The sequence below is a fragment of the Alteromonas naphthalenivorans genome, from assembly GCF_000213655.1.
GTDB classification, from domain to species: domain Bacteria; phylum Pseudomonadota; class Gammaproteobacteria; order Enterobacterales; family Alteromonadaceae; genus Alteromonas; species Alteromonas naphthalenivorans.
The window spans coordinates 840,594-865,471 of the sequence record NC_015554.1 but is presented as its reverse complement, the minus strand read 5'-3'; the positions used below and the strand labels follow the sequence as shown (position 1 = coordinate 865,471).

The 24,878-nt window shown below is 39.9% G+C and carries 20 protein-coding genes; 16 read left to right on the top strand and 4 right to left on the bottom strand.

Translation table 11 applies throughout. The annotated features are described in order from the left end of the window. Positions 1 to 34: 34 nt before the first annotated feature. Positions 35 to 988 carry a chemotaxis protein CheV gene (locus tag AMBT_RS03670; RefSeq protein ID WP_013783238.1) on the bottom strand — a complete coding sequence of 318 codons (954 nt, stop codon included), beginning with the start codon at positions 986 to 988 and terminating at the stop codon, positions 35 to 37. A gap of 371 nt (positions 989 to 1,359) precedes the next feature. Here AMBT_RS03670 and AMBT_RS03665 point away from each other — a divergent pair, with 371 nt between their 5' ends. The 4 genes from AMBT_RS03665 (at position 1,360) to AMBT_RS03650 (ending at position 7,633) form a co-directional block, all read left to right on the top strand. Then, a complete protein-coding gene (locus AMBT_RS03665) occupies positions 1,360 to 2,955 on the top strand; it encodes an isocitrate lyase (RefSeq protein ID WP_013783237.1) in 1,596 nt (531 codons plus the stop codon). A gap of 257 nt (positions 2,956 to 3,212) precedes the next feature. Further along, positions 3,213 to 4,157 (top strand): LysR family transcriptional regulator, encoded by a 945-nt coding sequence (locus tag AMBT_RS03660; RefSeq protein WP_013783236.1) that lies wholly within the window; start codon positions 3,213 to 3,215, stop codon positions 4,155 to 4,157. Positions 4,158 to 4,311: 154 nt separating this feature from the next. Next, complete coding sequence (locus AMBT_RS03655; protein WP_013783235.1) at positions 4,312 to 6,498, top strand: malate synthase G; 2,187 nt, start codon at positions 4,312 to 4,314, stop codon at positions 6,496 to 6,498. A gap of 253 nt (positions 6,499 to 6,751) precedes the next feature. Further along, positions 6,752 to 7,633: a patatin-like phospholipase family protein gene (locus AMBT_RS03650; protein WP_013783234.1), complete on the top strand. Its 882-nt coding sequence runs from the start codon at positions 6,752 to 6,754 to the stop codon at positions 7,631 to 7,633. Between the two features lie 21 nt (positions 7,634 to 7,654). On the opposite strand, the gene AMBT_RS03645 is transcribed toward AMBT_RS03650, so the two are convergent. Together AMBT_RS03645 and AMBT_RS03635 are read right to left on the bottom strand one after the other, a co-directional pair. After that, positions 7,655 to 8,671, bottom strand: a complete 1,017-nt coding sequence (locus tag AMBT_RS03645) for an NAD-dependent epimerase (RefSeq protein WP_013783233.1) — start codon at positions 8,669 to 8,671, stop codon at positions 7,655 to 7,657. Between the two features lie 410 nt (positions 8,672 to 9,081). After that, a complete protein-coding gene (locus AMBT_RS03635; protein ID WP_013783231.1) occupies positions 9,082 to 9,864 on the bottom strand; it encodes a S1 family peptidase in 783 nt (260 codons plus the stop codon). Positions 9,865 to 9,915: 51 nt separating this feature from the next. Between AMBT_RS03635 and AMBT_RS03630 the strand changes: the two genes are divergently transcribed. The 12 genes from AMBT_RS03630 to AMBT_RS03575 all read left to right on the top strand — a co-directional run bounded on the left by AMBT_RS03630 (position 9,916) and on the right by AMBT_RS03575 (position 23,361). After that, the gene (locus AMBT_RS03630; protein ID WP_013783230.1) at positions 9,916 to 10,668 is read left to right on the top strand and encodes a YdcF family protein; all 753 of its coding nucleotides are present in this window, start codon (positions 9,916 to 9,918) and stop codon (positions 10,666 to 10,668) included. A gap of 83 nt (positions 10,669 to 10,751) precedes the next feature. Next, the gene (locus AMBT_RS03625) at positions 10,752 to 11,576 is read left to right on the top strand and encodes a PEP-CTERM/exosortase system-associated acyltransferase (RefSeq protein WP_013783229.1); all 825 of its coding nucleotides are present in this window, start codon (positions 10,752 to 10,754) and stop codon (positions 11,574 to 11,576) included. A 9-nt stretch (positions 11,577 to 11,585) separates the two neighbouring features. After that, positions 11,586 to 12,440: a ThiF family adenylyltransferase gene (locus AMBT_RS03620; protein ID WP_013783228.1), complete on the top strand. Its 855-nt coding sequence runs from the start codon at positions 11,586 to 11,588 to the stop codon at positions 12,438 to 12,440. 165 nt (positions 12,441 to 12,605) lie between these two features. Continuing rightward, a complete protein-coding gene (locus AMBT_RS03615) occupies positions 12,606 to 13,505 on the top strand; it encodes a hypothetical protein (protein WP_013783227.1) in 900 nt (299 codons plus the stop codon). Between the two features lie 137 nt (positions 13,506 to 13,642). Next, complete coding sequence (locus AMBT_RS03610) at positions 13,643 to 16,363, top strand: tetratricopeptide repeat protein (protein ID WP_148259073.1); 2,721 nt, start codon at positions 13,643 to 13,645, stop codon at positions 16,361 to 16,363. A 138-nt stretch (positions 16,364 to 16,501) separates the two neighbouring features. Next, positions 16,502 to 17,014, top strand: coding sequence for a serine O-acetyltransferase (locus AMBT_RS03605; RefSeq protein WP_013783225.1), 513 nt, complete (start codon positions 16,502 to 16,504; stop codon positions 17,012 to 17,014). A gap of 6 nt (positions 17,015 to 17,020) precedes the next feature. After that, positions 17,021 to 18,208 carry a glycosyltransferase family 2 protein gene (locus tag AMBT_RS03600; RefSeq protein ID WP_013783224.1) on the top strand — a complete coding sequence of 396 codons (1,188 nt, stop codon included), beginning with the start codon at positions 17,021 to 17,023 and terminating at the stop codon, positions 18,206 to 18,208. Continuing rightward, the gene (locus AMBT_RS03595) at positions 18,205 to 19,368 is read left to right on the top strand and encodes a hypothetical protein (protein ID WP_013783223.1); all 1,164 of its coding nucleotides are present in this window, start codon (positions 18,205 to 18,207) and stop codon (positions 19,366 to 19,368) included. The genes AMBT_RS03600 and AMBT_RS03595 overlap by 4 nt, the downstream gene beginning before the upstream one ends. Position 19,369: 1 nt before the next feature. Then, positions 19,370 to 20,353, top strand: a complete 984-nt coding sequence (locus AMBT_RS03590; protein ID WP_013783222.1) for a polysaccharide deacetylase family protein — start codon at positions 19,370 to 19,372, stop codon at positions 20,351 to 20,353. A gap of 5 nt (positions 20,354 to 20,358) precedes the next feature. Then, entirely contained in the window at positions 20,359 to 21,402 is a 1,044-nt protein-coding gene (locus AMBT_RS03585; RefSeq protein ID WP_013783221.1) for a glycosyltransferase family 4 protein, read from the top strand. After that, entirely contained in the window at positions 21,399 to 22,520 is a 1,122-nt protein-coding gene (locus AMBT_RS03580) for a glycosyltransferase (protein ID WP_232363181.1), read from the top strand. Before AMBT_RS03585 ends, AMBT_RS03580 begins: the two co-directional genes overlap by 4 nt. Before the next feature lie 49 nt (positions 22,521 to 22,569). Next, positions 22,570 to 23,361 (top strand): polysaccharide pyruvyl transferase family protein, encoded by a 792-nt coding sequence (locus AMBT_RS03575; protein WP_013783219.1) that lies wholly within the window; start codon positions 22,570 to 22,572, stop codon positions 23,359 to 23,361. A 2-nt stretch (positions 23,362 to 23,363) separates the two neighbouring features. On the opposite strand, the gene AMBT_RS03570 is transcribed toward AMBT_RS03575, so the two are convergent. After that, positions 23,364 to 24,788, bottom strand: a complete 1,425-nt coding sequence (locus tag AMBT_RS03570) for an oligosaccharide flippase family protein (protein WP_013783218.1) — start codon at positions 24,786 to 24,788, stop codon at positions 23,364 to 23,366. Between the last annotated feature and the right edge of the window lie 90 nt (positions 24,789 to 24,878).

The window sequence follows — 24,878 nt, the reverse complement described above, 5'->3', positions numbered from 1 at the left end:
GCATCGTCAGAAGGGTTAGTGACAAGGAAAATTGCTAACTTTCTGAGAGGTACTGTCGAAGTCGCTGTTGAGCAACCTCTACAAGCATGTCGGGTTGGAATTTGGAAATAAAACGGTCGCATCCCACTTTTTCGACCATAGCATCATTGAAACTACCACTTAGAGACGTGTTTAATGTAATGAAGAGATCGTGCATTCTAGGGTCATTTCGTACTTCTGAAGTCAGCATATAACCGTCCATTTCCGGCATTTCAGCATCGGTAAACATCATCAATATCTCATCGCTGGCTCGCTTTCCAGCATCCGCCCACTCCTTGAGTAACGCTAATGCCTCAGCCCCATTTTTTCTCTCAATGATGGTTATTCCTAATTGCTCTAGCGTGTCTCTGACTTGTTTTCTTGCAGTGCTTGAATCATCGACAATTAATACTTTTTTATCTTTGAAGTGATTAACGATATCTGCATCAAGTACTTCCTCAGATATAGAGATGTCGTAGTCTATGATTTCGGCAAGTACTTTTTCCACATCGATAATTTCAACAATTTCGCTTTTACCTTGCACATCAACTTGCGTAATGGCAGTAAGGTAATTTGTCTTCCCCATTCCACTAGGTGGCGGTTGAATGGTATCCCACGATGTGTTCACGATATTCATTACTTTACCAATAATGAACCCTTGGACGCTTCGGTTATATTCCGTAATGATAACGTTATGCGCATCGCTACCTATTGAGCCGCCTCGCATTTTAATCGCTTGGCGTATATCAATGATAGGAATAGCGCTGCCTCGATAATTCATTACGCCTTTAAGGTTCTGGTGAGAACCAGGCATGCTATTGAATTTAGGAATGTTGATAACTTCTTTAATTTTGAAGACATTCATGGCAAAGATATGACGAGAACCCAACTGAAACATCAGCAATTCAAGCCTGTTTTCACCCACTAGCTTAGTGCGCTGATCAACTGAGGAAAGGACGCCGTTACTCATCGTTACTCACTTTAATTCTCAAAATCAATTACTCGGAAAACCTACTGCCAATTACTGAATTGCAGCGAAGTGTCAAAAGAATTTACACGTCATGCAATCAGAAACCCATTAGCAATTATGCTAATAACCCGCCTAATTTTTACTCTCTTAGGTAAAAGCTAGCCTACAAATCACTTTCTTACGAATATTGATGGAAACTACTACCAGTTTAATCCCCCCCTTATTTATTCACATCATGAATGATGGCAATCAAAAATATACGCTTTTATTATTACGACTGCCACACTAGGATGAAATGGAAGCTTAAGAGAACGCACCAATGCGAAATCTCAAAACAACATTGAAACTAATTATAGTAGGGAGAAACGCTCATGTCGCAGTATCAACAAGATATTGATAACTTCGCCACGTTAAAAGCAGCACAAAAAGGTGCTTGGGAAGGCATTAGCCCTGAGTACGCTGCTAGAATGAAAATCCAAAACCGGTTCAAGACTGGTTTAGACATTGCGCGCTACACTGCTGCAATCATGCGAAAAGACATGGCAGATTATGATGCTGACACAGCGCAATACACTCAGTCTTTAGGTTGCTGGCACGGATTTGTCGGTCAGCAAAAAATGTTGGCAGTGAAGAAACACCAAGGTACTACCGATAAAAGCTACTTATACCTTTCAGGCTGGATGGTAGCCGCGCTTCGCTCTGAATTCGGGCCACTTCCAGACCAATCAATGCATGAAAAGACAACCGTTTCTTCACTCATTGAAGAACTATACACTTTCTTGCGCCAAGCGGACGCTCGTGAATTAGGCGATTTGTTCCATCAGCTAGACGACGCGAAAGCTAAAGGCGGCGACACTGCAGCTATTCAAAGTCAAATTGATAACTACGAAACCCACGTAGTACCTATCATTGCAGATATCGACGCTGGTTTCGGTAACGAAGAAGCGACCTACTTATTAGCTAAGCAAATGATTGAAGCCGGTGCATGTTGTATCCAGATTGAAAACCAAGTTTCTGATGCAAAGCAATGTGGTCACCAAGATGGAAAGGTAACGGTTCCACATGAAGATTTCCTAGCTAAAATTAATGCGGTTCGTTATGCATTCTTAGAGCTTGGCGTAGATGACGGCGTTATTGTTGCTCGTACCGATTCACTAGGTGCCGGCCTAACGCAGAAAATCCCTGTATCAACCTCTGAAAGCGACCTGGCTGCTCAGTACAATGCATTCTTAAAAACAACACCTGTTAACGGTGCTGACGATTTATCTGAAGGCGACCTTGTATTGAAGCAAGGTGGACAACTAGTGAAGCCTGAGCGCTTACCAAATGGCTTATTCCGCTTTAAGGACAATTCTGGTTTCGACCGCGTAGTACTAGATTGTATAACATCACTTAAACACGGCGCAGACTTGTTGTGGATTGAAACTGAAAAACCTCACGTTGGTCAGATTGCTGAAATGGTTAACGCCATTCGTAAAGAAGTACCAAACGCGAAGTTAGTTTATAACAACTCTCCATCTTTCAACTGGACACTGAACTTCCGCCAGCAAGTATTTGATACTTGGACTGAAGAAGGCAAAGATGTTTCTGCATACGACCGCGCTAAGTTAATGAGCGAAGAGTACGATGCGACTGAATTAGCGACCACTGCTGATGAAAAAATTAAGAGTTTCCAAGCAGACGCTGCTCGCGAAGCGGGTATTTTCCATCACCTTATTACACTACCCACTTACCATACTACGGCGTTGTCTACTGACAACTTGGCCAAAGGGTACTTTGGTGAAGAAGGTATGCTGGCTTATGTTCGCGGTGTTCAGCGCCAAGAAATTCGCCAAGGCCTAGCATGTGTTAAACACCAAGCTATGGCAGGTTCAGATTTAGGTGATACCCACAAAGAGTACTTCTCTGGTGAAGGTGCACTTAAAGCTTCTGGTGATGATAACACCATGAACCAGTTCGACGTTTAAACACAAAGTATCCCAACTTTGTTCAAAGGCACCTTAGGGTGCCTTTTTTTATTATTCAGGGAATTTATCTGAATTTGCTCCATATCCAAATTAACAAATCAATGTAATTATCAGCAATAGAAAACAAATATTCATATTTTTCAGATACTTGAAATTTTCATTCTTTTTAAGAGTAAGACCAAAAGCGTATCTGACAGCGGATAAAAAAGGCTTTATAATAGCCCTGTCTAATTGAGTTTATTAAGAGCATTACAATAATGAATATAGCGAAGGTCGACTTAAATTTACTGGTATATTTAGATGTTTTACTGCGAGAAGGCAGTGTAACAAAAGCGGCCAATCAGCTTAGCATCACGCAACCTGCGATGAGCAATGGGTTAAAACGCCTGCGTGACTTATTTAAAGATCCTTTATTGGTGCGCACCAGCGACGGAATGACGCCTACAAAACGGGCACTTGAACTTCAACCCACTATTCGTGATGTGCTCAGCCGACTTGAAAGTTCAATTCAACCAGAGACCGATTTTGATCCGCTAACCAGCGAACGCACTTTTCGCATCATGACAAGTGACTATGCAGAAAGCACGCTATTACTTGAACTAGTAGGCAGGCTAACTGATCTAGCACCAAACATTACGCTAGATTTAATTACCCCTAGTGACGTTACCTTCCACGATGTAGAGCAAGGCAAGGTCGACATGGCCATTAACCGCTTTGAAGAACTGCCGCTGTCTTTTCATCAAAAAGTGATTTGGTACGATACCTTTAGTTGTGTAATGAGTTCAGATCACCCGCTTGTTGCTAAGTGTGACTTAGACAGCTACTTAAGCGCTCAACATATTTGGGTGAGTAAAACTGGCTTTGGTGTTGGCGTGGGTATCGACCCAACAGAAGTACAGAAACTTGGTTGGGTAGACGCAGAGCTAACTAAAATAGGCAAGCAACGGGCTATTCGCGTATTTACACGACATTACCACGCGGCATTACAGATAGCTAAAACGCAAAAGCTTATCGCCACCTTGCCAAGCAAAGCGGCAAAGTTATTTAAAGACGACCCAAGCGTTGTAGTGAAAGAACCACCGTTCGATATTCCCCCAATTGCGTTAAAAATGGCATGGAGTGCACTATTGCACCATGATGCGGGGCATATCTGGTTACGTCGCTTGATTAGCGATGTAGCGAACGAAATGAGTGACAGCTAAAGCATCCTGTAGTGTCTCGCCATTAAGATTTTACATATGAATACTAAATGCACACAAACATTCACTGTAAAAATGGCAAAGATAGGAACCATAAATTAAAAAACTGCCTCTATACTCTCTACACTAGAGCTACAGAAAATGTATAGAGGTAGTTATGCAAAATTATATTACACGAGGCCGTTTACAGGTTGCTGAGCAACTCGATGATTTCATCAACCAAAAGGCAATGCCAGGCACTGGTGTTCAATCAGACGCTTTTTGGCAAGGTGCAGAAGCCCTCTTTTCAGAATTCGTTCCTCAAAATCGTGCCCTGCTAGAAAAAAGAGAACAACTCCAACGCGCTATCGATGACTATCACAAAGCGGGAAACCCCGCTTTCGGTGAGCAATATATAACTTTCTTAAAAGAAATTGGTTACTTAGTAGAGCAGCCTGAAAAGGTACAAGCCGATACCACAAACGTGGATGCAGAAATTGCTACTATGGCTGGCCCTCAATTAGTTGTACCAATTAACAACGCCCGTTATGCACTGAATGCTGTTAATGCTCGCTGGGGGAGTTTGTATGATGCTTTATACGGCACTGATGTTATTAGCAACGAGAACGGAGCAGAACCCGGCAAAAGCTATAACCCTATCCGTGGCGAGAAAGTGGTAGCGAAAGCGAAAAGCTATTTAGATAGTATGCTTCCACTTGCAAAAGGAAGCCACGCAGATGTTGTCGGTTATAAAATAGAAACAGGCAAATTGGCGATTTCCTTAACTGATGGCGACATCACTACACTTGCGAACACCGAGCAATGGCAAGGTTACCAAGGTGATATAACAGCTCCTACTGCGCTGTTATTCGTTCACAACGGCCTGCATTTTGAAATTCAGATAGATGCCACCAGCCCTATCGGTAAAACTGACGCCGCTGGCGTTAAAGATGTGCTGATTGAGGCTGCATTGACTACCATCATGGATTGCGAAGACTCAGTCGCCGCTGTTGATGCCGAAGATAAAACCTTGGTTTATAGCAACTGGTTAGGGCTAATGAAAGGCTCGCTAAGCATTGAAATGAGTAAAGGTGGCAAAACTATCGTTCGGGCTATGCATGAAGATAGAGTGTATTCGCCTTCCAAACATGTAACGAATCAAGAGCAACTATCTTTATCTGCGCGCAGCCTTATGTTTGTACGTAACGTAGGTCATTTAATGACAAACGACGCGATGCTATTCGATGGTGAGCCAGTACCAGAAGGTATTATGGACGGTTTAGTGACTTCGCTTATCGCCAAGCATGACTTACTGAATAACAGTCCATTCCAAAACTCTCGTCATGGCAGCATTTATATTGTTAAACCCAAAATGCATGGCCCTGAAGAAGTGGCTTTTTCTGATGCGCTATTCGCCAAAATAGAAACCGTCATCAATGTGCCTAAAAACACGTTGAAAATGGGTATTATGGATGAAGAACGCCGCACCAGCGTGAATTTAGACGCCTGCATCAATGCTGCGAAGTCTCGCGTTGTATTTATTAATACAGGCTTTTTAGACAGAACAGGCGATGAAATTCATACGTCTATGCTTGCAGGCCCTTTCGCCGAAAAAGCGACCCTTAAGACGATGCTGTGGATTAAAGCCTATGAAACCGCAAATGTAGCCGTCGGCCTTCGATGTGGCCTGTCAGGTAAGGCGCAAATTGGCAAGGGCATGTGGCCAATTCCCGATGAAATGCAAAATATGATGGATGCCAAAATTGGACATCCAAAGTCTGGTGCAAATACCGCATGGGTACCCTCACCTACCGCTGCCACTTTGCATGCGCTGCATTATCATGATGTTAATGTCTTCGACATTCAGAAGGGATTAGATCAAGATTTCTCAGGCCTTAACGATATTTTGACTATTCCACTGCTAGAAAGTAGAGATTCACTATCAGCCGACACGATACAGCGGGAAATAGATAATAATGTGCAAGGTATCTTAGGTTACGTGGTTCGTTGGGTACATCAGGGAGTAGGCTGCTCTAAAGTACCTGATATTAATAATGTTGGGCTGATGGAAGACAGAGCTACACTCCGTATTTCATCGCAGCACATCGCTAACTGGCTTGAGCACGGCATTGTAAGTGCCGCGCAAGTTGATGAATCCCTTCGCAGAATGGCAAAGTTAGTTGATGAGCAAAATGCTGGCGACGCAGAATATATCCCTATGATGCCTGATTTAGATAGCTCAATTGGTTTCTTAGCCGCTAGCGATCTTATCTTTAAAGGGAAAGAACAGCCAAGTGGTTATACCGAGCCTTTATTGCACGCAAGACGCCGCGAAATGAAAGCGAAGTTAGTCTCTGTAAAATAGCCCAACGAGATTAACCTGGCTAAATCAACCGCGTATTCGTTGTTGCTATTTCTATGGCTACGCCAGTCAATAAACGCCATGCCGAGCTTATCTCACCTAGTATTACTAATTAGATAAGTTCGGCATTTTTGCTTCTTTAGCACTGCCAACACTCGTACATAGTTAATTAATAAGTCACCTACCAGCACGCCAATAAAGTGGCAGGCTCGGCTAACTCTACTACGCTTTTACTATAATCACTGGAGTTAAAAACATGCAGGTAACTTCATCGGTACCCGTTGCTAAGGTACCCGCTACTATCGTGCCTATTTTGTCGGGCGGGGGCACTCGACTTAGTGCGCATATTGGTATTTTAAAAGCACTTAAAGATTTAAATGTGGAAATTAAAACACTTGTGGGGGTATCTGGAGGTTCAATCATTGCGGCGATGTACGCCAAAGGCCATAGTATTGAAGATATGCGAGAGTTAGTCATTGCCACCGACTTTAAACAATTTACCGCTTTTTCCGTGTGGCGATTATTGCGAGAAGGCGGGTTGTCGTCGGGAGATCATTTCGAACGCTGGATTGATGATAAGCTTGAAGGCATCACTTTTGCAGAGCTTCCCATCGCACTCACTATATTAGCCACAGATGTAAACGGTGGCGGCCCCGTACTGTTTGGAAAAGACAATACGCCGGACATGAAGGTTTCACAAGCCGTGCGTTATTCTATGTCTATCCCTCTACTCTTTTCCTTTAAACCTTTCAAAGAACACTTGTTGGTAGACGGCGCAATCTTATCTGAAGATGCCTTGTTTGAAGATTGGCAACATGATGGCACGCCGACGGTATGCTTTCGACTTCAAAGTGCCATTCAAAAACGTAAGATAATAAAGAAAGGCGTGCTATTGCTACCGCAGTATCTATCGATGTTGATACGCACCTTTATGACAGCCATATCAAGAGAATATATTAACGCGAAGTACTGGCATAACACTGTGGTCATTAATACGGGGGAAATTTCAGCGGTAGACTTTGCGTTAACCGCTGAAATGAAGAACCATTTATTTGAACTTGGTTACGAAACCACGAAAGAATTTCTTCCTAAAAAGTGCGCCGCTTTTCAATCTATCAAAGTGGCTTCTACTGGCTAGGAGTTCTTTTAGTCTGGATTTCTAGATGTTGTAAAAGTCTTTGTACCAATCTACAAAATTCTTAACACCAACATCGATAGACGTAGACGGTTTATAGCCTGTGTCATTAACCAATGATGATACATCTGCATAGGTATCTGGAACATCACCAGGTTGTAATGGTAAAAGCTCTTTTTTCGCCTCAACACCCAGTGACGCTTCTAAGGTTTCGATAAATTTAAGCAAATGCACTGGTGTTTGTGCACCAATGTTATAAACCTTGTAAGGCGCTTTACTAGAGCTAGGATCTGGCGCGCTTGCATCCCAACTTTCGTTTGGCTTAGCCACGTTATCTAATGAGCGAATAACCCCTTCAACGATATCATCAATGTAGGTGAAATCTCGTCTGTGGTTACCGAAGTTGTATACCTGAATGGTTTTGCCTTCCAGTATGGCTTTAGTAAATTTAAACAGCGCCATATCAGGGCGACCCCAAGGGCCATAAACCGTAAAGAAACGTAATCCAGTAGTAGGTAAGTTGTATAAATGGCTGTACGTATGCGCCATTAGCTCGTTCGCTTTTTTCGACGCTGCGTATAAGCTTACTTGGTGATCGACATTATGCTGCTCTGAGAACGGCATTGTTTCATTAGCACCATAAACAGAACTTGATGATGCATAAACCAAATGACCTACTTTATTATGGCGACATCCCTCAAGGATGTTCATAAAGCCAACTAAGTTGGCATCTACATAAGCATTAGGGTTTTCAATTGAATACCGTACCCCTGCCTGCGCCGCTAAGTGCACCACTTTATCGAACTTTTGGTCTTCGAATAAGGCTGCCATTTCAGGGCGATCTTCAACACCCATCTTAATAAATGTAAAGCGTTCACCTGCCGCTGAATTTTGAACTTGCTCAAGCCTGGCATGTTTAAGCGCGATATCGTAATAATCGTTAATGTTGTCAATTCCAACAACATCGTCACCGCGATTAATTAAATATTGAGAAACGGCTGCACCAATGAAGCCTGCAGCGCCGGTAACCAGAATTTTCATAAAAGTCCTTTAAGATAAATCGTCTTTTGATCTGTTTTTTTGTCTATATTTCCAACAAGCAACTCTGTCATATAGCGACTCATTTTTTTCGCACTATGCTTTAGCAAAATACGAAGTGGCATCTTGAGCAAGTGACCTCTTATGAAGGCTAAATTAGTGGCAAAATTGCGAAAATTAGACGGTATAAGTTTGTGATTTAATGCTAGCACTCGAGTAAAAACGAAATCACAATAAACCAATTGAAGTTTAGATAGTTTAACTTGCGGCAGAAGTGCTTTTAAGTCAAGTTCAATGTTTACGTTTAGCCGTTTCATATGGACCAAAAACACTGTGATTTGAAACCGAAAATTTTAGTCTCAATACCATAATTTTGAATCACAGTGTAATAGAAACGTGAGCCAAATAAGGGCTTATTGTTTTCCCTCTGCCCTAGATATCAATTGTTGAATAAACATCACTGGAATAGCATAAGAAATACCAGAAGGAGTAGAAAGAGCGCTCTCTTTGGTGTCCTTTACGATGACTTTGTTAATAATTCCCACGACTTTTCCAGAATGGATATCATAAACGGGGCTTCCACTGTTGCCTGGGTAAGCGGTAGCATCTAGTTGATAAATTTTACTAGTATCCAGCAGTCTTTTCATCATTTCCAGCGTTAGTTGGTCTGAATTTTTTGCAGGGATAGCATCTGGTGTTAAAGCCGAAATATAGCCTCTATGTGTGGCTGGGAAGAGCCCAAGTATTGCACCAATTGGAAAACCAGTGAACGCTATTTCAGTGCCTGCTGGCAATAAGCTTTCATCCGCTAATACTAAGGGCGTTAAAGGTTCAGAAAGAACGATTAGGGCGATGTCGTGTTGAGGATCGATATATTCAACAGTCCCTTTTAGCATCTTAACTTTCTTGCCCTCACCACTCAAAACAACATAATCTTCAACAATGGTTGGGTCTAGAGGCTCTGAAACTACATGGTAATTAGTTACCACATATTTTCCCTCCCCGACTACAAAGCCAGTACCTAATATTCGCGGCGCAGTATGTTTTATCGGGGCATTGATCGCAATTGCTACCGTACCTTTCGTGACTTCTTTAACGACATCAGGAAAAAAGGAATTATCATTGGCATTGCAATAAAAGCCAGAGGTGGTTAGAACAGCGAAAGAAAAAAGAAGAAGTCTTACAATATTTTTCATGTTACTTTCCTTAAAACACGTTTCATAATTTGTCTATTACAAACAACGCAAATGATAAACTTCTTTCGTGAGATTACCTTCTTTATCATCTCGCCGCTCTGTTTAATTACAGCGTTTTCTGCTGCAGGACTTTGGCTACTTTATTCTTCAAAGTTAAATTCTGCAAAATTAATGATATCAATTACTTTTCTGTCTCTGGTGATTTTCTCACAGAGCTGGGTTTCTAGTATTATTTTATACCCCCTTGAGTTCGGGTTTACCGACGAAAGTGAGCAACTTGAGACTCCAGAATTTATCTGGACTCCAGCGTGCTACTACGCTACAAACGGTTCGGTTCCTGAAATTTCACGCTGGAATGAATGCTCTTTACAACGTTTGCTTCAAGCTAAAATTTTGTCTGAGCAGCATCAAATCCCTATCATATTAACGGGTGGAAATTTTCTGTTAGATGAAACGGTAAACTATGCCATTAAAGCCCAAGAATTATTGATATCACTAGGTATGTCAGCAGACGGCATCGTTATATTAAATGAAGGGACAAGTACATTCACAGAGATTAATGCTTTAAAGAGAAGCTTTGCGGATGTGAAAATTTTAGCCGTTACAAGTGCCACTCATCAAAAACGCGTAGCGATAATGTTAGCCGATGCAAATATTCAGGCTAAAGTTAAAGGGGTCGACTTCAAAAGCTCTGGGGAGCTAAAGCCTTTTGTTACCATGCCATCGGCTTCTTCACTAGACAATATTAGAAAAGCTTTTTATGAATATATGGCTTTATTGAAGTATCTTATATTTGGTAATTAGCACAAAGATTAAATTAAAAGAGTGCTAGCATCTGCTAAAATCAGGTATGTTATTAACAATTTTATAACGGAAGAGCAGTTAAAGTGGCTTCAAAATCATTCCTTGCAAAGGTGAAAAAAATAGTTGGCCCAACATCAAAAGTAGGCAAGCTTTTGGGTGGCTATGAAAAATTGCGTGAAGCTAACTTCATCTCAAAGCACTTTTCAACTTATCTCGATCCTATAGTGGCACAACAAGAAGGTTTAAAGGCTGAAAGCTATAAAATTCGACATAATGTTTACTGTGAAGAACTTGGTTTTGAGCCTCTGAAAGAAGATTTTCAAGAAAAAGATGAGTTTGATGTTTTTTCTACACCTTGTTTAGTTAAGCACAAAGGTTCAGAACACTATGCTGGTACTGTGCGCTTAGTTATGCCCCAAGAAAGTCATCAGCAGTTGCCAATTGAAAAATATTGCCTTAATTCAATAACCCACGAAACACTAAATCCAACAAACTTTGAACGGCGCCAGGTATGCGAAATATCGCGACTTGCCGTTCCAAAAGAGTTTCGAAAACGTGTAATGGACCAATATCAAGGTGCTGCAACCGGTGTTATCAACCAATATACGTATTCAGAAGACGAACTTCGCTGTTTTCCGTTTATTGCAATTGGCTTATATTTCTCTGCTGCGGCTCTTGTCATGCACAACGATATCAAACACACCTATGTAATGATGGAACCTAGGCTCGCTCGCAGCATGCGCTTTATTGGTATTCAATTTGAGCAAATCGGTCCTGTAGTTGAATATCATGGCAAACGTGCACCTTTTTATATTAATCCCACATTGCTTTATCAAAATCTAAGACCTAATTTCAGAATAATGCTTGATGACATTCAAGAGTCAGTTAATAAATACCCTAAAGGATGACATACGATTATGTTCGATTATTCAAAAGCTTTTTCTAGAAACATTGGGTGGCTAACTGAAAGCGAACAGCATGTTATAAAAACAAAAAAAGTGGCTATCGCTGGCGCTGGTGGTGTAGGTTTTGAGCACGCGGTTACATTGGCACGACTCGGAATTGAGAGATTCTCTGTTTCAGATTTTGATACTTTTGAAATTCACAATATGAACCGTCAGGCGGGCGCGTTCGCATCTACGCTAGATGAACCCAAAGTACAGGTTCTTGAACGTGTACTTAAAGATATAAATCCTAACTGCGCTATTGACGTTTTTCCAGATGGAGTACATCCGGATAATGTTGCCGAATTCCTATCAGACGTCGACATATATATAGATAGCTTAGATTTCTTTGTAATTGATATAAGAAGACAAGTATTTAGCTACTGTCAAAAAAATCGAATTCCTGCAATCACTGCAGCACCTCTTGGTATGGGTACTTCTGTAATATGTTTTACTGCGGAAAGTATGTCATTTGATAACTACTTCGACATAATTGATAGCGATGAAGAAAATGAGAAATGTTTAAAATTTTTGGTAGGGCTTTCACCCAAAATGCTCCAAAGGGACTACTTAGTAGTGCCTGATGCAGCTAACTTTAAAGAAAAACGTGGCCCGTCAACGCCTATGGCAGTGAAACTTTGTGCAGGCGTTGCCGCTACAAACGCACTTAAGATTCTTTTGAATCGTGGAGAAGTGTTGAGCGCCCCAAAAGGTATACATTTTGACGCTTACCGCAATAAATTCAAAGTGACAAATTTAAGATACGGTAATAAGAGCCTATTACAAAAATTAAAACTGAAGATTGCCAGAAAGATAGTACTGAGCTAAAGATAGTGCAGGGCTAACGGTGTCGATGTTTTTTACAAAACATAAATACCTAAACTTTAGAAAAATAAAAAAACCATAATTTTCAAACCCTTAAACAGTTGGCACGTTTTAAGCTTAATTGTATCCGTAATATCCTATAAATCGTTTTGTTCAAACGGAGGCGACATGAACAAGCTAACTAAAATTTTTGCAGGTGTGGTTTTAGCAGGAAGCACAGCAATGGCTTCTGCAGCACCATTGTATGTAAACTCGGGTGACAACGATAGCGGCGTACCTTTTGGTGATGCTGATGGTTTCACATACACCTTTGACGCATTCACATTCAACGATCTTCAGCCTGTTTCTACTTATTTAGATCTAGAAGGCGACGGTATCCAAAATGGCACACTAGTTTTTGATAGCGCTGTAGGTGAAGTAGGTCTTTTAAACCCTGATACAGGTTCAGATGAATTCTTTACAGATGCATGGAGTCTAACGTTTGATTATAAACTTTGGGGTTATGCTGGTATCAGTGACGACGTAGTTGCAAACGGTGTGTTTGATGATGGTGAAGTTTTAGCTGCTCAATTCGTTGGTGGTTTCTTCAACATGTATTTTGACGACGACGTTACAGATGGCGTGGACCCAGTAAGTGCAATGACACTTTCATTGACGGGTTCTACATTTAATGCTGGCGGTGGTGTTAACCTTTCTCTTTTTGCTGAAATAGAAACAGTTTTAGCTAACTTGTTCTTCTTGGATCCATCTTTCAATGGTGATTCTGATTTAGCAGCAGTTGTAGCTAATAATGACCCGAGCCAGTATGGTGCAACCATTACTGCAGAGATCACTGATGCGACTCAAGCTCCTACTGATCAAGGTTTCGCTGTAACTAGTTTTGAAACTGATGTTTTGACTTCTTTAGGCATCGATTTAGATGACTACGATAACGAAGTTTTCTTAACGCGTACAACTACTCTTCCAAGTGCTAACCTTGAAATCCAAGTTTCATCTCCTGCTTCAATAGCAATGATGGGCCTAGGTTTAATTGGTCTTGCTGGATTGCGTAGAGTTAAAAAAGCTTAATTATAGAGCTTAATGTATTTTTGTAAAAGCGACCGGAAGGTCGCTTTTTTTTTGTCCTATTTGCAAATAGAACTAACTATCTATTGCAATATGCAATGTTTTAAACCAACATTGAAAAAAATTATTCAGGGAAGAAAATGAAATATTTATCACCTATACTGATTTCTTGTTGTCTTTTTGCTTGTACACCGAGTAGCAATAAAGAACCTGTAACGTCTATCTCCCCTGAATTATCGTCTACAGAATTAGCCTCTTCAGTTGTGAAACTCAGAGGAGCCGTCAAATCCTCTCCACAAGATGCGAATCAAAGATATTTACTTGCCAAGGCATATTTGTATCAAGGAAAATACGATTTTGCTGAGAAAGAAGTAAACAAGTATTTAGAGAACACAGCGGAAGAAAATAGCAAATCTGTAGATCGAATAGTAATGGAAATTCTATTTCTGTCAGAAAGCTATACATCTTTATACTCGTTGGCAAATAAACTAACCCCAGGTTCAGAGGCTCATCATTTAGCCCAAGATCTTTTATCATTTTCAGGTCAGCGCCAAAACAGCGAAGTGAAATCAGCGCTATTTAAAAACCTTTACCCTCTCCTTAATCAAAATAGACTAAACGAACTCGACGCTTTTATCGATGAAAGTACGATAGGCCAACACACCTTTATTCAACAATTACTAGCTGCTAGATTTTATTATTCTACCGGTGACTTCAAGTCTTCATCGATAATTTTTGACCATTTACACACCCTGAGACCGTTCGATACCCAGGTTATAGTGTTAGCGGCTATTTCCTTTTATAAAGCGCATTCATTAGAGAAAGCCGACTACTACGCTGACTTACTGTCAAAGGCAAACAAAGATAACCCTATCGCAATGCTAATAAAGGGGAGTATCAATTTTGAGGCGGGCAACTTCGCTGCTGCCGAACAGGAATTAGAGTTGGCAACATCTAGGGGGTTGGACTCATTTGAGGCAAGGCTGACAAGTGCATTAACTAGCTATCAACTCGGCAATTTTGAAAAAGCATATAATCACTTCGAGAAAATCGAAGATAAAATTCCTGATACGCACCCAATATACCGCTATATAACAGCCACTAAGCTAATGCTAGGCGATCCTTTAGAAGCATATAACTCATCTAAAGGCTTAGAAGTTAATGACTCTACACTACCGTTGTTACTTAACTTAGCGAGATCCTTGAGAGCAACTGGGGAGACAGCAGAGTCAGATTCATTACTGAGCGTGCTTAAAAAAGAAAAATTTTCAGATAAAGATATTAACTATACCTTAGATACTTACCTCAAATCAGTAGGACAAATTGACTCATCGTCCTTAACATCAAGCTTTGAGAACTCTTCTCAAAATACGCAACAAAGAGCCGTACTGATCGTTAGTTTGATTTCGAGTAATGAAGAACAAACCGCTATTGATTATTTAGATGAGTGGTTAACTGAAGCGCCTAATGACGAAAAATTACTGATATTGAAGCTCGCAGCCTTGGTCAAAATTGGTGACTCAGAAAAAATAGATGAAGCCATCGATACTATTGAAGAAATATCGCCCAACCATCCTCTTTTGAATTCATATAGAGCCCTTGCTTTACTTCAGGATGGAAACAAGCCTAAAGCTCATCAGCTTTTGAAAGAAACTATATCCAATAACTTTTACTCTCCGTGGGCAGTAAAACTATTGGTTAATAGCTCTGCTAATGACAGCGAAAAGGAAAGCACCCTCAAGTTTTTGACTTCGGTTTACAACGATAATGATGGGCAAAAATACCTTACTCCAACGTTAGATTTAGCATTCACTCAAGCATCGGCTAGCCAATTCGAAAGGGCGATAGCAACAATTGATAAGTGGGAACAAGCGAAGAGTGATACAACCTCTGAAAGCGATGAAATTTTTGAATTAAAAACAGTCTTGTACTTATCTGTTAAAGAACTAAAAAATGCAAAAGAAACCTTGGCGGAGTGGAAAGAATCTACAGGTATTTCGAAAAAGTACCTTTTAAGGGCTCTGTCTTTAGCAGATCTTGATAAAGACTGGAGATTTGCAATCTCATCCATAAATGAAGCACAGAATCAACTAGATGAAGAAGACTCTGAAACACTTAAGTTATTAAAAGTTAGATACCTTCTAAAAAACAATCAAAATTCCGAAGCTATAAAATCCTTAGAGTCGTGTTCTGTTAAAACTAAAGCTATGCCTGTTTGGAAGAAGTTTAAAGGGCAAACTCTCGCGATAGACAAACAATACTCGCAAGCTATAGCCTTTTTTTCTGATGCTTACAGAATGAGCAATTCCACGGAGTCAGCTATATATTTAATGCAAAGTTACTACGCTAACCAGCAGCTGGCTCAAGCAGAAAAGTTTGCACTTAAACATTTAGACGTTTATCCAAAAGATATTGTTGTGAGAATGCGTTTAGCAGAATTTCTTTTCAACAGCTCTCCTAGCAAAGCTATAAAGCACTATGAATTTTTAAATAATAATGGATTATCATCTACAAGTTCTCTTAATAACCATGCATGGCTATTGCTCAAAATTGGGGAAAATAAATCGGCTCTAGAACTAGCTCAAAAAGCCTATAATAAAGCGCCGGATGAAATAGCAGTCATAGATACATATATAAAAAGTCTTGTTGCTAGCAATAAAACTAATGAAGCATTAGCGTTAGCAGAGTCTCTTTACTCCAAGCAGCGTGATAGTTTTGAAATTGCAATGATTTACACTAAAACCCTCCTTGATTCAAATGACAAGAATACTGCTAAAGGCGTATTAAGACTAATCATTCCCAAAGGCAACCAGCAGCGTGCGGATTACAATAGAATGAAAGAAATGCTGTCTGAGATTTAACAAGTTATAATCGCTAGTAAGATTCTTAATATAAGGCTAAGATTAGCAACTTTACCGGCTCTAAATTCACTAATAAAAGTAGTTTATTTGTTAGTTCATTAACATTATGAGTTATAGGAAAAGTTAAGACACGTTACTATGCCAACAACACTGCAGCTAATAAAATCTGATCTGAAAAGAAAGCAGGCCATCTTTCACCAAGACGGCGCTGAAATTTCATTACTTAGGACATGTCTTACTGATGGAACGAGTGCTAATATTTTATACCGATTGGCTGCTAGGTGCGCTAAAACACGGATTTTAGCTCCCTTCGCGTTATTACTCCAACATGTAAATAGAGTCTATAATGGTTGTGTAATCGGCGTTAAAGCCGACTTCGCCGAAGGTTTTGTGATTATGCATCCTATTGGCGTCGTCATAAATTCGAAGGTAAAAGGTGGTAAGAATATCACTCTAGAGAGTGGTGTAGTGATGGGTGATGAAAAAGGTAAGTCCCCCACCCTTGGTAGTCATATATTTATTGGTGCTGGCGCTAAAGTTTTTGGCCCAATCACTGTGGGTAATAATGTAAAAGTAGGCGCTAATGCAGTAGTAGTAAAAGACGTAGAGTCTAACAAGACTGCACTTGGCATTCCCGCTAAAACAAAGTAAGTTTAAATGAAGTATATCGAAGTATTATTTTGGGTTGTCTCCTTAGCTATTGTTTATAGCTATGTTATCTATCCCTTCATATTAATCTTTGTCAGCGCACTGGTTCAATGCGTACGAGACACACGCTACGCGTTGATAAAAAAAGAACGCCGCACAGAAATATCAGAAGCCTCATCTGTCACCATTGTGATATCAGCCTTTAATGAAGAATCCTGCATTAAAGAAAGAATCGAAAATCTACTTTCTTTAAATTATCCCATAGAAAAACTAAACATCTTTGTCGCATCCGATGGAAGTACCGATAATACCAACACAATATTGTCGTCATTCAGTGATCCCCGCTTACAAACATTCTGCTTTGAAGAGAACAGAGGCAAGATAAATGTGTTGAATGATTTGATGGAGCGAGTGACCTCAGACATCACTGTTTTCTCAGACGCGAATACCACTTTTGAAAAGGACGCGGTAACCCAACTTGTTATGTCTATTAACCAGAAGGGGGTAGGTGCAGTTTGTGGAGAATTAGTGCTTATTGACGCTCATTCTGGTGACAATAAAGACAACCTTTATTGGAAGTACGAGCAAGTTCTGAAGTTCCACGAGTCACGCTTGAATGCGTTATTAGGTGCAAACGGCGGCATCTATGCTATAAAAACAGATTTTTACATTCCATTACCAAGCAACACTATCATCGATGATTTTTGTATAGTGATGAATGTAGCACGCCAAAAGCAATCCGTGGTTTACACCCCCGAGGCTAAAGCAATAGAAGAAATTGCGCCGAGTATGCAAGAAGAAGCTAACCGGCGAATACGTATTGGGGCCGGAAATTATCAGGCCCTTGCAAGACTGACTTGGCTACTCAGCCCTAAATATAAATGGCGCTGTTTCTCATTTATAAGCCATAAAGTTATACGTTGGTTTGTCCCCCACTTTATGATTATTTCTTTGTCGACGAATTTCGCTTTGCTATGGCACAGCCATTCGATTTACACTTACCTATTCAGCGCACAGGCCGCATTTTACTGTCTGTGGCTACTTGGAAGTTTAAAACTTTTAAGAAACATACCGATTTTAAGTGGCATCGTGTCACTAATAACTTTTTTTGTATCAATGAACATTTCACTCTTTCGTGGCTACATTAGATATTTAACAAGCAATTTATCTGCTACTTGGCAAAGGACATCTCGATGATTGCAGTTGTTGCAATAATTTTATTCGCACTCTTTATAGCGGCTTTTATTTTCATCGTCCGTAAGAAAAAAATGCAAAGTTGGCTGTGGAATTATACCAAGAGCCAATTTTCTTCATCTCCTAAAGTTTCAGGAGTAAAACATGTGATGTTTTGCTTCGTCGACCATTATGAGCCCCAATGGCTAAATAAAGATAATATAGAGCTAGAAAGAAAGCGTGTAGATCGCTGGATGGTCGATTACCCCAAAATGGCTCAGAAGTTTACTGATGCTGATGGATGCCATCCCAAACACAGTTTTTTCTACCCAGAAGAAGAATATAGGAAAGAGCATCTTGACAAAATTTCCGATCTCTGTGCAAAAGGGTTTGGTGAAATAGAGATTCACTTACACCACGAAAATGATACTAGTGACAATTTACGAAAGACGCTTTCCGGTTTTGCAAACACCCTGCATAACGAGCATAACGCGCTAAGTTTAGATCCTTCGACAGGCAAGCCTACATACGCCTTTATTCATGGCAACTGGGTTTTAGATAACTCTCATCCTAAAGGTCATTGGTGTGGCGTAAATGATGAGCTTATAGTGCTACGGGAGACCGGGTGTTATGCAGACTTTACTTTCCCCTCTCCTGATGAATCGCAGCCCGCCATGCTAAACACTATATATTACGCCAAAGATGATCCCGTGAAACCTAAGTCTTATGAAACTGGTAAGCCCGTAGAAAAAGGGGGACGAGCGTGGGGAGACATCCTCCTTGTTCAAGGCATTTTGGGTTTAAATTGGAAGGTCAAAAAGAAAGGGATATTTCCCCAGATAGAGAATTCAGATGTAAGAAGTACTTTTCCACCTACACCCAATAGAGTCGATCTTTGGGTAGAGCAAGGAATTCACGTTAAAGGAAAGCCCGAATGGATTTTTATCAAAATCCATACTCATGGGGCTCAAGATAACGATATGAACACGTTATTAGGTGAACCGATTGAAGCAATGCATCGTCACCTTAATGAAAAATACAATGATGGGGAAAATTTTGTTCTACATTATGTCTCCGCTCGAGAAATGTACAATATTATAAAGGCTGCGGAAGCGGATCTTAAGGGAGATCCTAACAATTTTAGAAATTACGTCTTGCCTGCACCGATGTTTAAGAGGTTATAACTTGAAGTTTTCCCGTTTACAAAGGAAGTTAGGTGGATGGCTTGGACTTGATCGCCATTACTGGGAAAAGCGCTCTAATGGGCTTTACAGTCTCAACTTTCATCGAATAGGTTTGGGGAAAGACACGCCTTTTGATCCTTGTGTTTTTTCATGCAGTACCCAGGAGCTTGACGAACATCTTGCATTTATAAAACGTCACTTCACAGTTATTACCTTGGCGGAACTAGAGTCTCTAGTTAAACGTAATGTAGTACCAGATAGGCGCTATATGTGCCTTACGTTTGACGATGGTTATATAGACAACTATACCAACGCGTTGCCTGTTCTAAAAAAACATAACTTAAAAGCGAGTTTTTTTATTGCCACAGGGCTAGTTGGCAATAACACTGTTCCTTGGTGGGACAAAATAGCTTATTTAATTAAACATTATAACCCTCAAAATTTAAAGCTATCAGACTGGGAATTCGAGGTTTTAAACAAAGATGGAGAAGAAAACTTCATAAGAGAAATACTTTCGGCAGTAAAGAGTTGCAAATACTCCGCAGCTAGTCAAATAGAAGAACTTGAATTTAAATTTTCACACTCATCCGGTTATCCAGACGCTGAGTTTATGAACTGGGAACATCTTTCATCGTTACTAGATGAGGGTATGGAAGTAGGTGCCCACTCCCACAACCATGATATTTTAACGAAACTCTCCGACGAAGAACTATTTTATGAATTAAGTCATTCAAAAGCCCTGTTAGAGGAAAAGTTAGCGTGTTGCGTTACTGCATTTTCTTACCCTGTAGGTAATAAGTCTACCTACAATGAGAAGGTAATAGATGGATTAAGAAACACAGGTTATCAGATAGCATTTAACTTTCTACCAGGAGTAAACGTCTCTCCTGCATCCACCCCCTACGACCTACATCGCTTTCCTATTGCTCCAAACATGAACCAGGAAGCATTAAAAAAGATGTTTAGTTATACGAGTAGGTTCTGAACCCAATGCGAATTTTACATTGCGTGAGCAGTTTACAAGTAGGTGGGGCCGAGAAATGTGTCAAAAATCTCGTGTCAGCGCAAAAGCAGCAAGCATTGGACATTGCTGTCATGACTTTTGGTACAAAAGACGATGCATTTCAGCGTGAAATTGAAGTACTAGGGGTGCCCGTTATCAATATAAACGGGAACCTATTAACTCGCACTTTAAAACTGATAAGCCTAATTAAGGGTTATTCAACACTACATGTTCATTCACCTGCTGTAATACGCGCATTCTCTCTAATCTTTCCCTTCTTGTTAAATAAAAATATTGTGTACACCATTCACGGAGAAATAGAGCCCCCCATTGGTTTTATTAAACAATCCCACTGGCTAGCCAAATACTACGTCGACAAAGTATTCGGCGTGTCAGAAAACATAAAAGCTGGAATAAATAAACGCTACGGTTGGTCTTCGACTTCTGTTGAAGTGATTAAAAATGGTGTGGCCATCCCCGAGGCTTTTGAGCTTATCGGCGATAACCCTAAGCTCCAATTATGCACGGTTTCTAGATTAGTCCCCCTTAAAAATATATCTCAGCTTATAAACGCTTTTGAACGCTTTCAATGTAATAAGTACGCCGACCTCCATATTTATGGCGATGGGCCAGAAATGTTAGCACTTAATTCCCTGGCTATGGCTTCAACTATTAAGGAATCTATTGTTTTCCATGGAGCAGTACTAAACGAAGATGAAATTTATCGAGAGAAAGATTTACTTTTAATTAACTCGACGACAGAAGGCCTCCCTATGGCGCTACTGGAGGCTATGGCAAGAGGAATACCCAGCTTTTCGACCAGTGTTGGTGAAATCCCAAACGTTATATCAAATCTCGATAACGGGGTGGTTTATAGTGTAAATGACTTAGAATACTGGCATTCGCAAATTATTGTGATACAAGAAAATAGGCAGAGGTTAAAAGCGATGGGGGTCGCCGCTCGGCAATTTGTAAAAGATCACTTTGCTATTGACCACATTTCAGCGCTTTACAAAAAAAGCTATCAATGATGAAAAGAGAAATTCTTTTTTTTACTAACTTACACCCTTTACCATGGCAATCTACCCGCGCTACGTATAATCGTGAAGAAACGCGCCATTTAGCTGAACATGCCAATATTACTCTATTAATTCCCGTTCCTTGGTTTACCTGGATTAAAGAGGTGCTAATTAACGGACACCGAGGAGAGCCTAACATGTGCCTCTTCCCGTTCTTTTATATTCCCAAAGTACTTAGCTTTCTTCACCCGTTTTTTATGCTGTTATCCGTTGCCTTGTCTATAAAGCCCTTATACTTATTTTTTAGAGCCAAGAATGTAATAGCAAGCTGGGCTTATGCAGAAGGCGTATGTGCAGCGGTACTTAAACGCATATTTCGCTTCAAGCTCATTATTGAATGCCTTGGAAGCGACGTGAATGTGCTGATAAATAAACCAATACATAAGACCCAGATGCGATGGGCATTTGGAATCTCCGATACAGTTACAACTAAAAGTTATGCGCTCGCTAAAGAGGTCAATAAACACGCTCCGTTGGCCAAACTTGAAGTGGTTTATAACGGGGTAGATTTTGATACTTTTTCATTACGAAGTATTCCTCTATTTCGCGGTCACTCTTTAAACCTACTTTTCATAGGTTCCATCATCCCAACTAAAGGCGTTTTCGAGCTTGTAGAGGGGATAGCCGCACTAAAAGACAAACACTCCATTTCCCTATCAATTATAGGGAGCGGCCACAGTACTGCGCTTCTAAGAGATAAGATAATGCAACTTGATATGCAAGCGTCAATCTCACTGACGGGTGCAGTCCCCCACAATGAATTACCTCAACATCTTCAAAATGTCGATGCACTTTTGCTTCCTAGTTATCGAGAAGGCGTGCCTAATGTAATTATGGAATCGTTAGCCACAGGTACGCCTGTAGTCGCCACAAGAGTGGGTGGAATACCTGAGGTGGTATCATCCACCCTTAACGGAGTTTTCATTGAAGAACTTTCAGCTGAAGGGGTAGCGACGGCTATAGATACGTTGATAAAAAAAGATTGGCAACCAGCGCAAATAAGACAGTCAATTCAAAAATACACTTGGGAAAATACTGCTTTGCAATTAATCGATTTGCTAGATAAATAATTTCTGACTTTCCGGATTTTGCAAACTAAAACCTTTAGAGAGAAAAATTATGATTATTAATGCTCATAGAAGCAATGTTAAAAACATCGGGGATCTCCTTTCTTCTCCTCTTCACTACTATAACTTTAATCAAAAGACGTTAGTATTAGATATACATGATCACATTAACAAAATCGAGTTAATCTCAAAAGGTATGAGACTTCTCCCACTCACTACAAATATTATTATTGGTGGAGGCGGACTTCTTGATAATGAATTCTTTGAAGAGAGCATCCAAAAGCTAAACAAATTAAAAGTAAATAGCATCATCTATTGGGGGGTGGGTCACAATAAGCACGACGACGATAATGTAAAAAGAATATACACTTCTACAAAAAGCTTTCTAGATAAATCTTCACTTTATGGTGTCAGAGACAAACTAGATAATTATGATTTTTTGCCGTGTGTAAGCTGTATGCATCCAGAATTAGAAAGAAAGCATAATATTGTTAATGATGTCGTAATATTCGAACATGAGCACATCCCTGTGAAAATTGAATCTGACATTCCAAGAATGAGGAATGACCAGAAAGATTTTTCAAAAATCATTGAATTCTTGGGAAGTGCTAATTACGTTATTACTAATAGTTATCACGGTATGTACTGGTCCATACTAATGGGTAAAAAAGTTGTGTGCATCCCTTTTTCATCTAAATTTGAACTGTTTCCTTTTGAAACACCCATGGGTAAAGAAAGCGAGATAGACAGTCTCTTACAAAGCGCTAAGGTTCACGAAAATGCGATAGACTATTGTAGAAACTTGAATAACACGTTTTATTCAAAAGTTATGGATATTATTTAGCCTTATTTTAACAGTTGTTTTTTGAACTTCATAAAAGCACTATTTTCAAATAGCTTTAAAGTAACGAAATAAGTAAGAACGCCTGTAATAATTTTACAAATTAACTCTATTATGTTTGATTCCAAACCTAGAAGTTTATCAACAGAAAATATTGCAATGGCCATCACGCCAGTTGATACTGCTGGTGCTTTAAACTCTCGAAAAAAGCCTCCTAGTTCAAGGTATCGTTTTGAGTCTTGCACGTGTAAGACGTACCAAATTGATTCTCCTATGAATACCAAGAGAAGCGCAATTGTGATTGAGAACTGGCCGCCAATCAACCAAGCGGTGGCGGTGATACCTAACGCTAAAGCCGCTTGAACAACTTTTCTCTTACCATTTCCGGCAGCAAACAAACCTATCCCGCTAATTTCTTTTAATGAGTTCACTACCTGCATTAGACAGAGAACTTTTACAATATCAATAGCTGGAATCCATTTCGCCCCCAATATGAGAGGAACAAAATTTTCTGCCGTCATCGACAATCCAACAAAAAGAGGCGCTGATATAAAAACCGCAAAAAACACAGAGTCTTTGATGTATTTTGCTAATAATAATTTATCAGACGCCACTTTCGAAAATGTAGCTAGCGTTATGCTTTGAACAACTTTTGAAACAAGACTTACAGGCTTTTCAGAGATCGTTTTAGACATTCTATAAAAACCTAAAATACTAGAAGCATAAAAAGATTGGATAAAGAAAACGTCTAATCTAGAATTAACGTCCCAAATAACGGCAGTAAAAAAGCTGCTATTTACATCCTCCCAAATATCTTTAGTTTTCTTAAAGTCTAAACTGAGTCTCAAGTATTTCCGACATACTTGGCGAAATAATAGTAGTGTCAATATTTGCGAGAACAATAAAGAATATATAATCGACCAATATCCGAAGCCATAGTACGCTAATACTAAATTTACTAAGGACTGAATAATAGTAATAAAAACTTGTATTTTAGCGATTAGCGTAAAATTCATCTCTCTATTTAGCAACACCAAATATATTAATTGAAATGGAGATATAAGAATTAGAATTCCGTTAACCAGTATAAGCTCCCCCACTCCAGGTTTATCGAGTAGCGCTTCCAATGTATCAGAGAAAATAAACAATAAAAGATAGAGAGAGCAACTGATGAGCATTAGCAAAGAGAAAATGGCGTTCAGATCTCCATCTGACAATTCTTTCTTGCGAATTAATGCCCCAAAAAAGCCAAGCTTAGATAACATTAAAGCAAACCCAACGACCATCTCACTAATTGCCAAAAAAGCAAAATCTTCGGGGTACAAAATTCTTACGACGAATAACGTTGAAATCCATGATAATAATTGGCCAAAAACGCCCAAACTTAAACCGACTTTCAGGCCCTTTTTAGCTGTATTTCCTAGACTCAATCTTGTTACCTCGTTGTCAAAAAATTTACTTTAAAGCTTTTAAAACCTAATGCTACCGCGTTAACGCCAGTAGCTCTTACTGAACTTGAA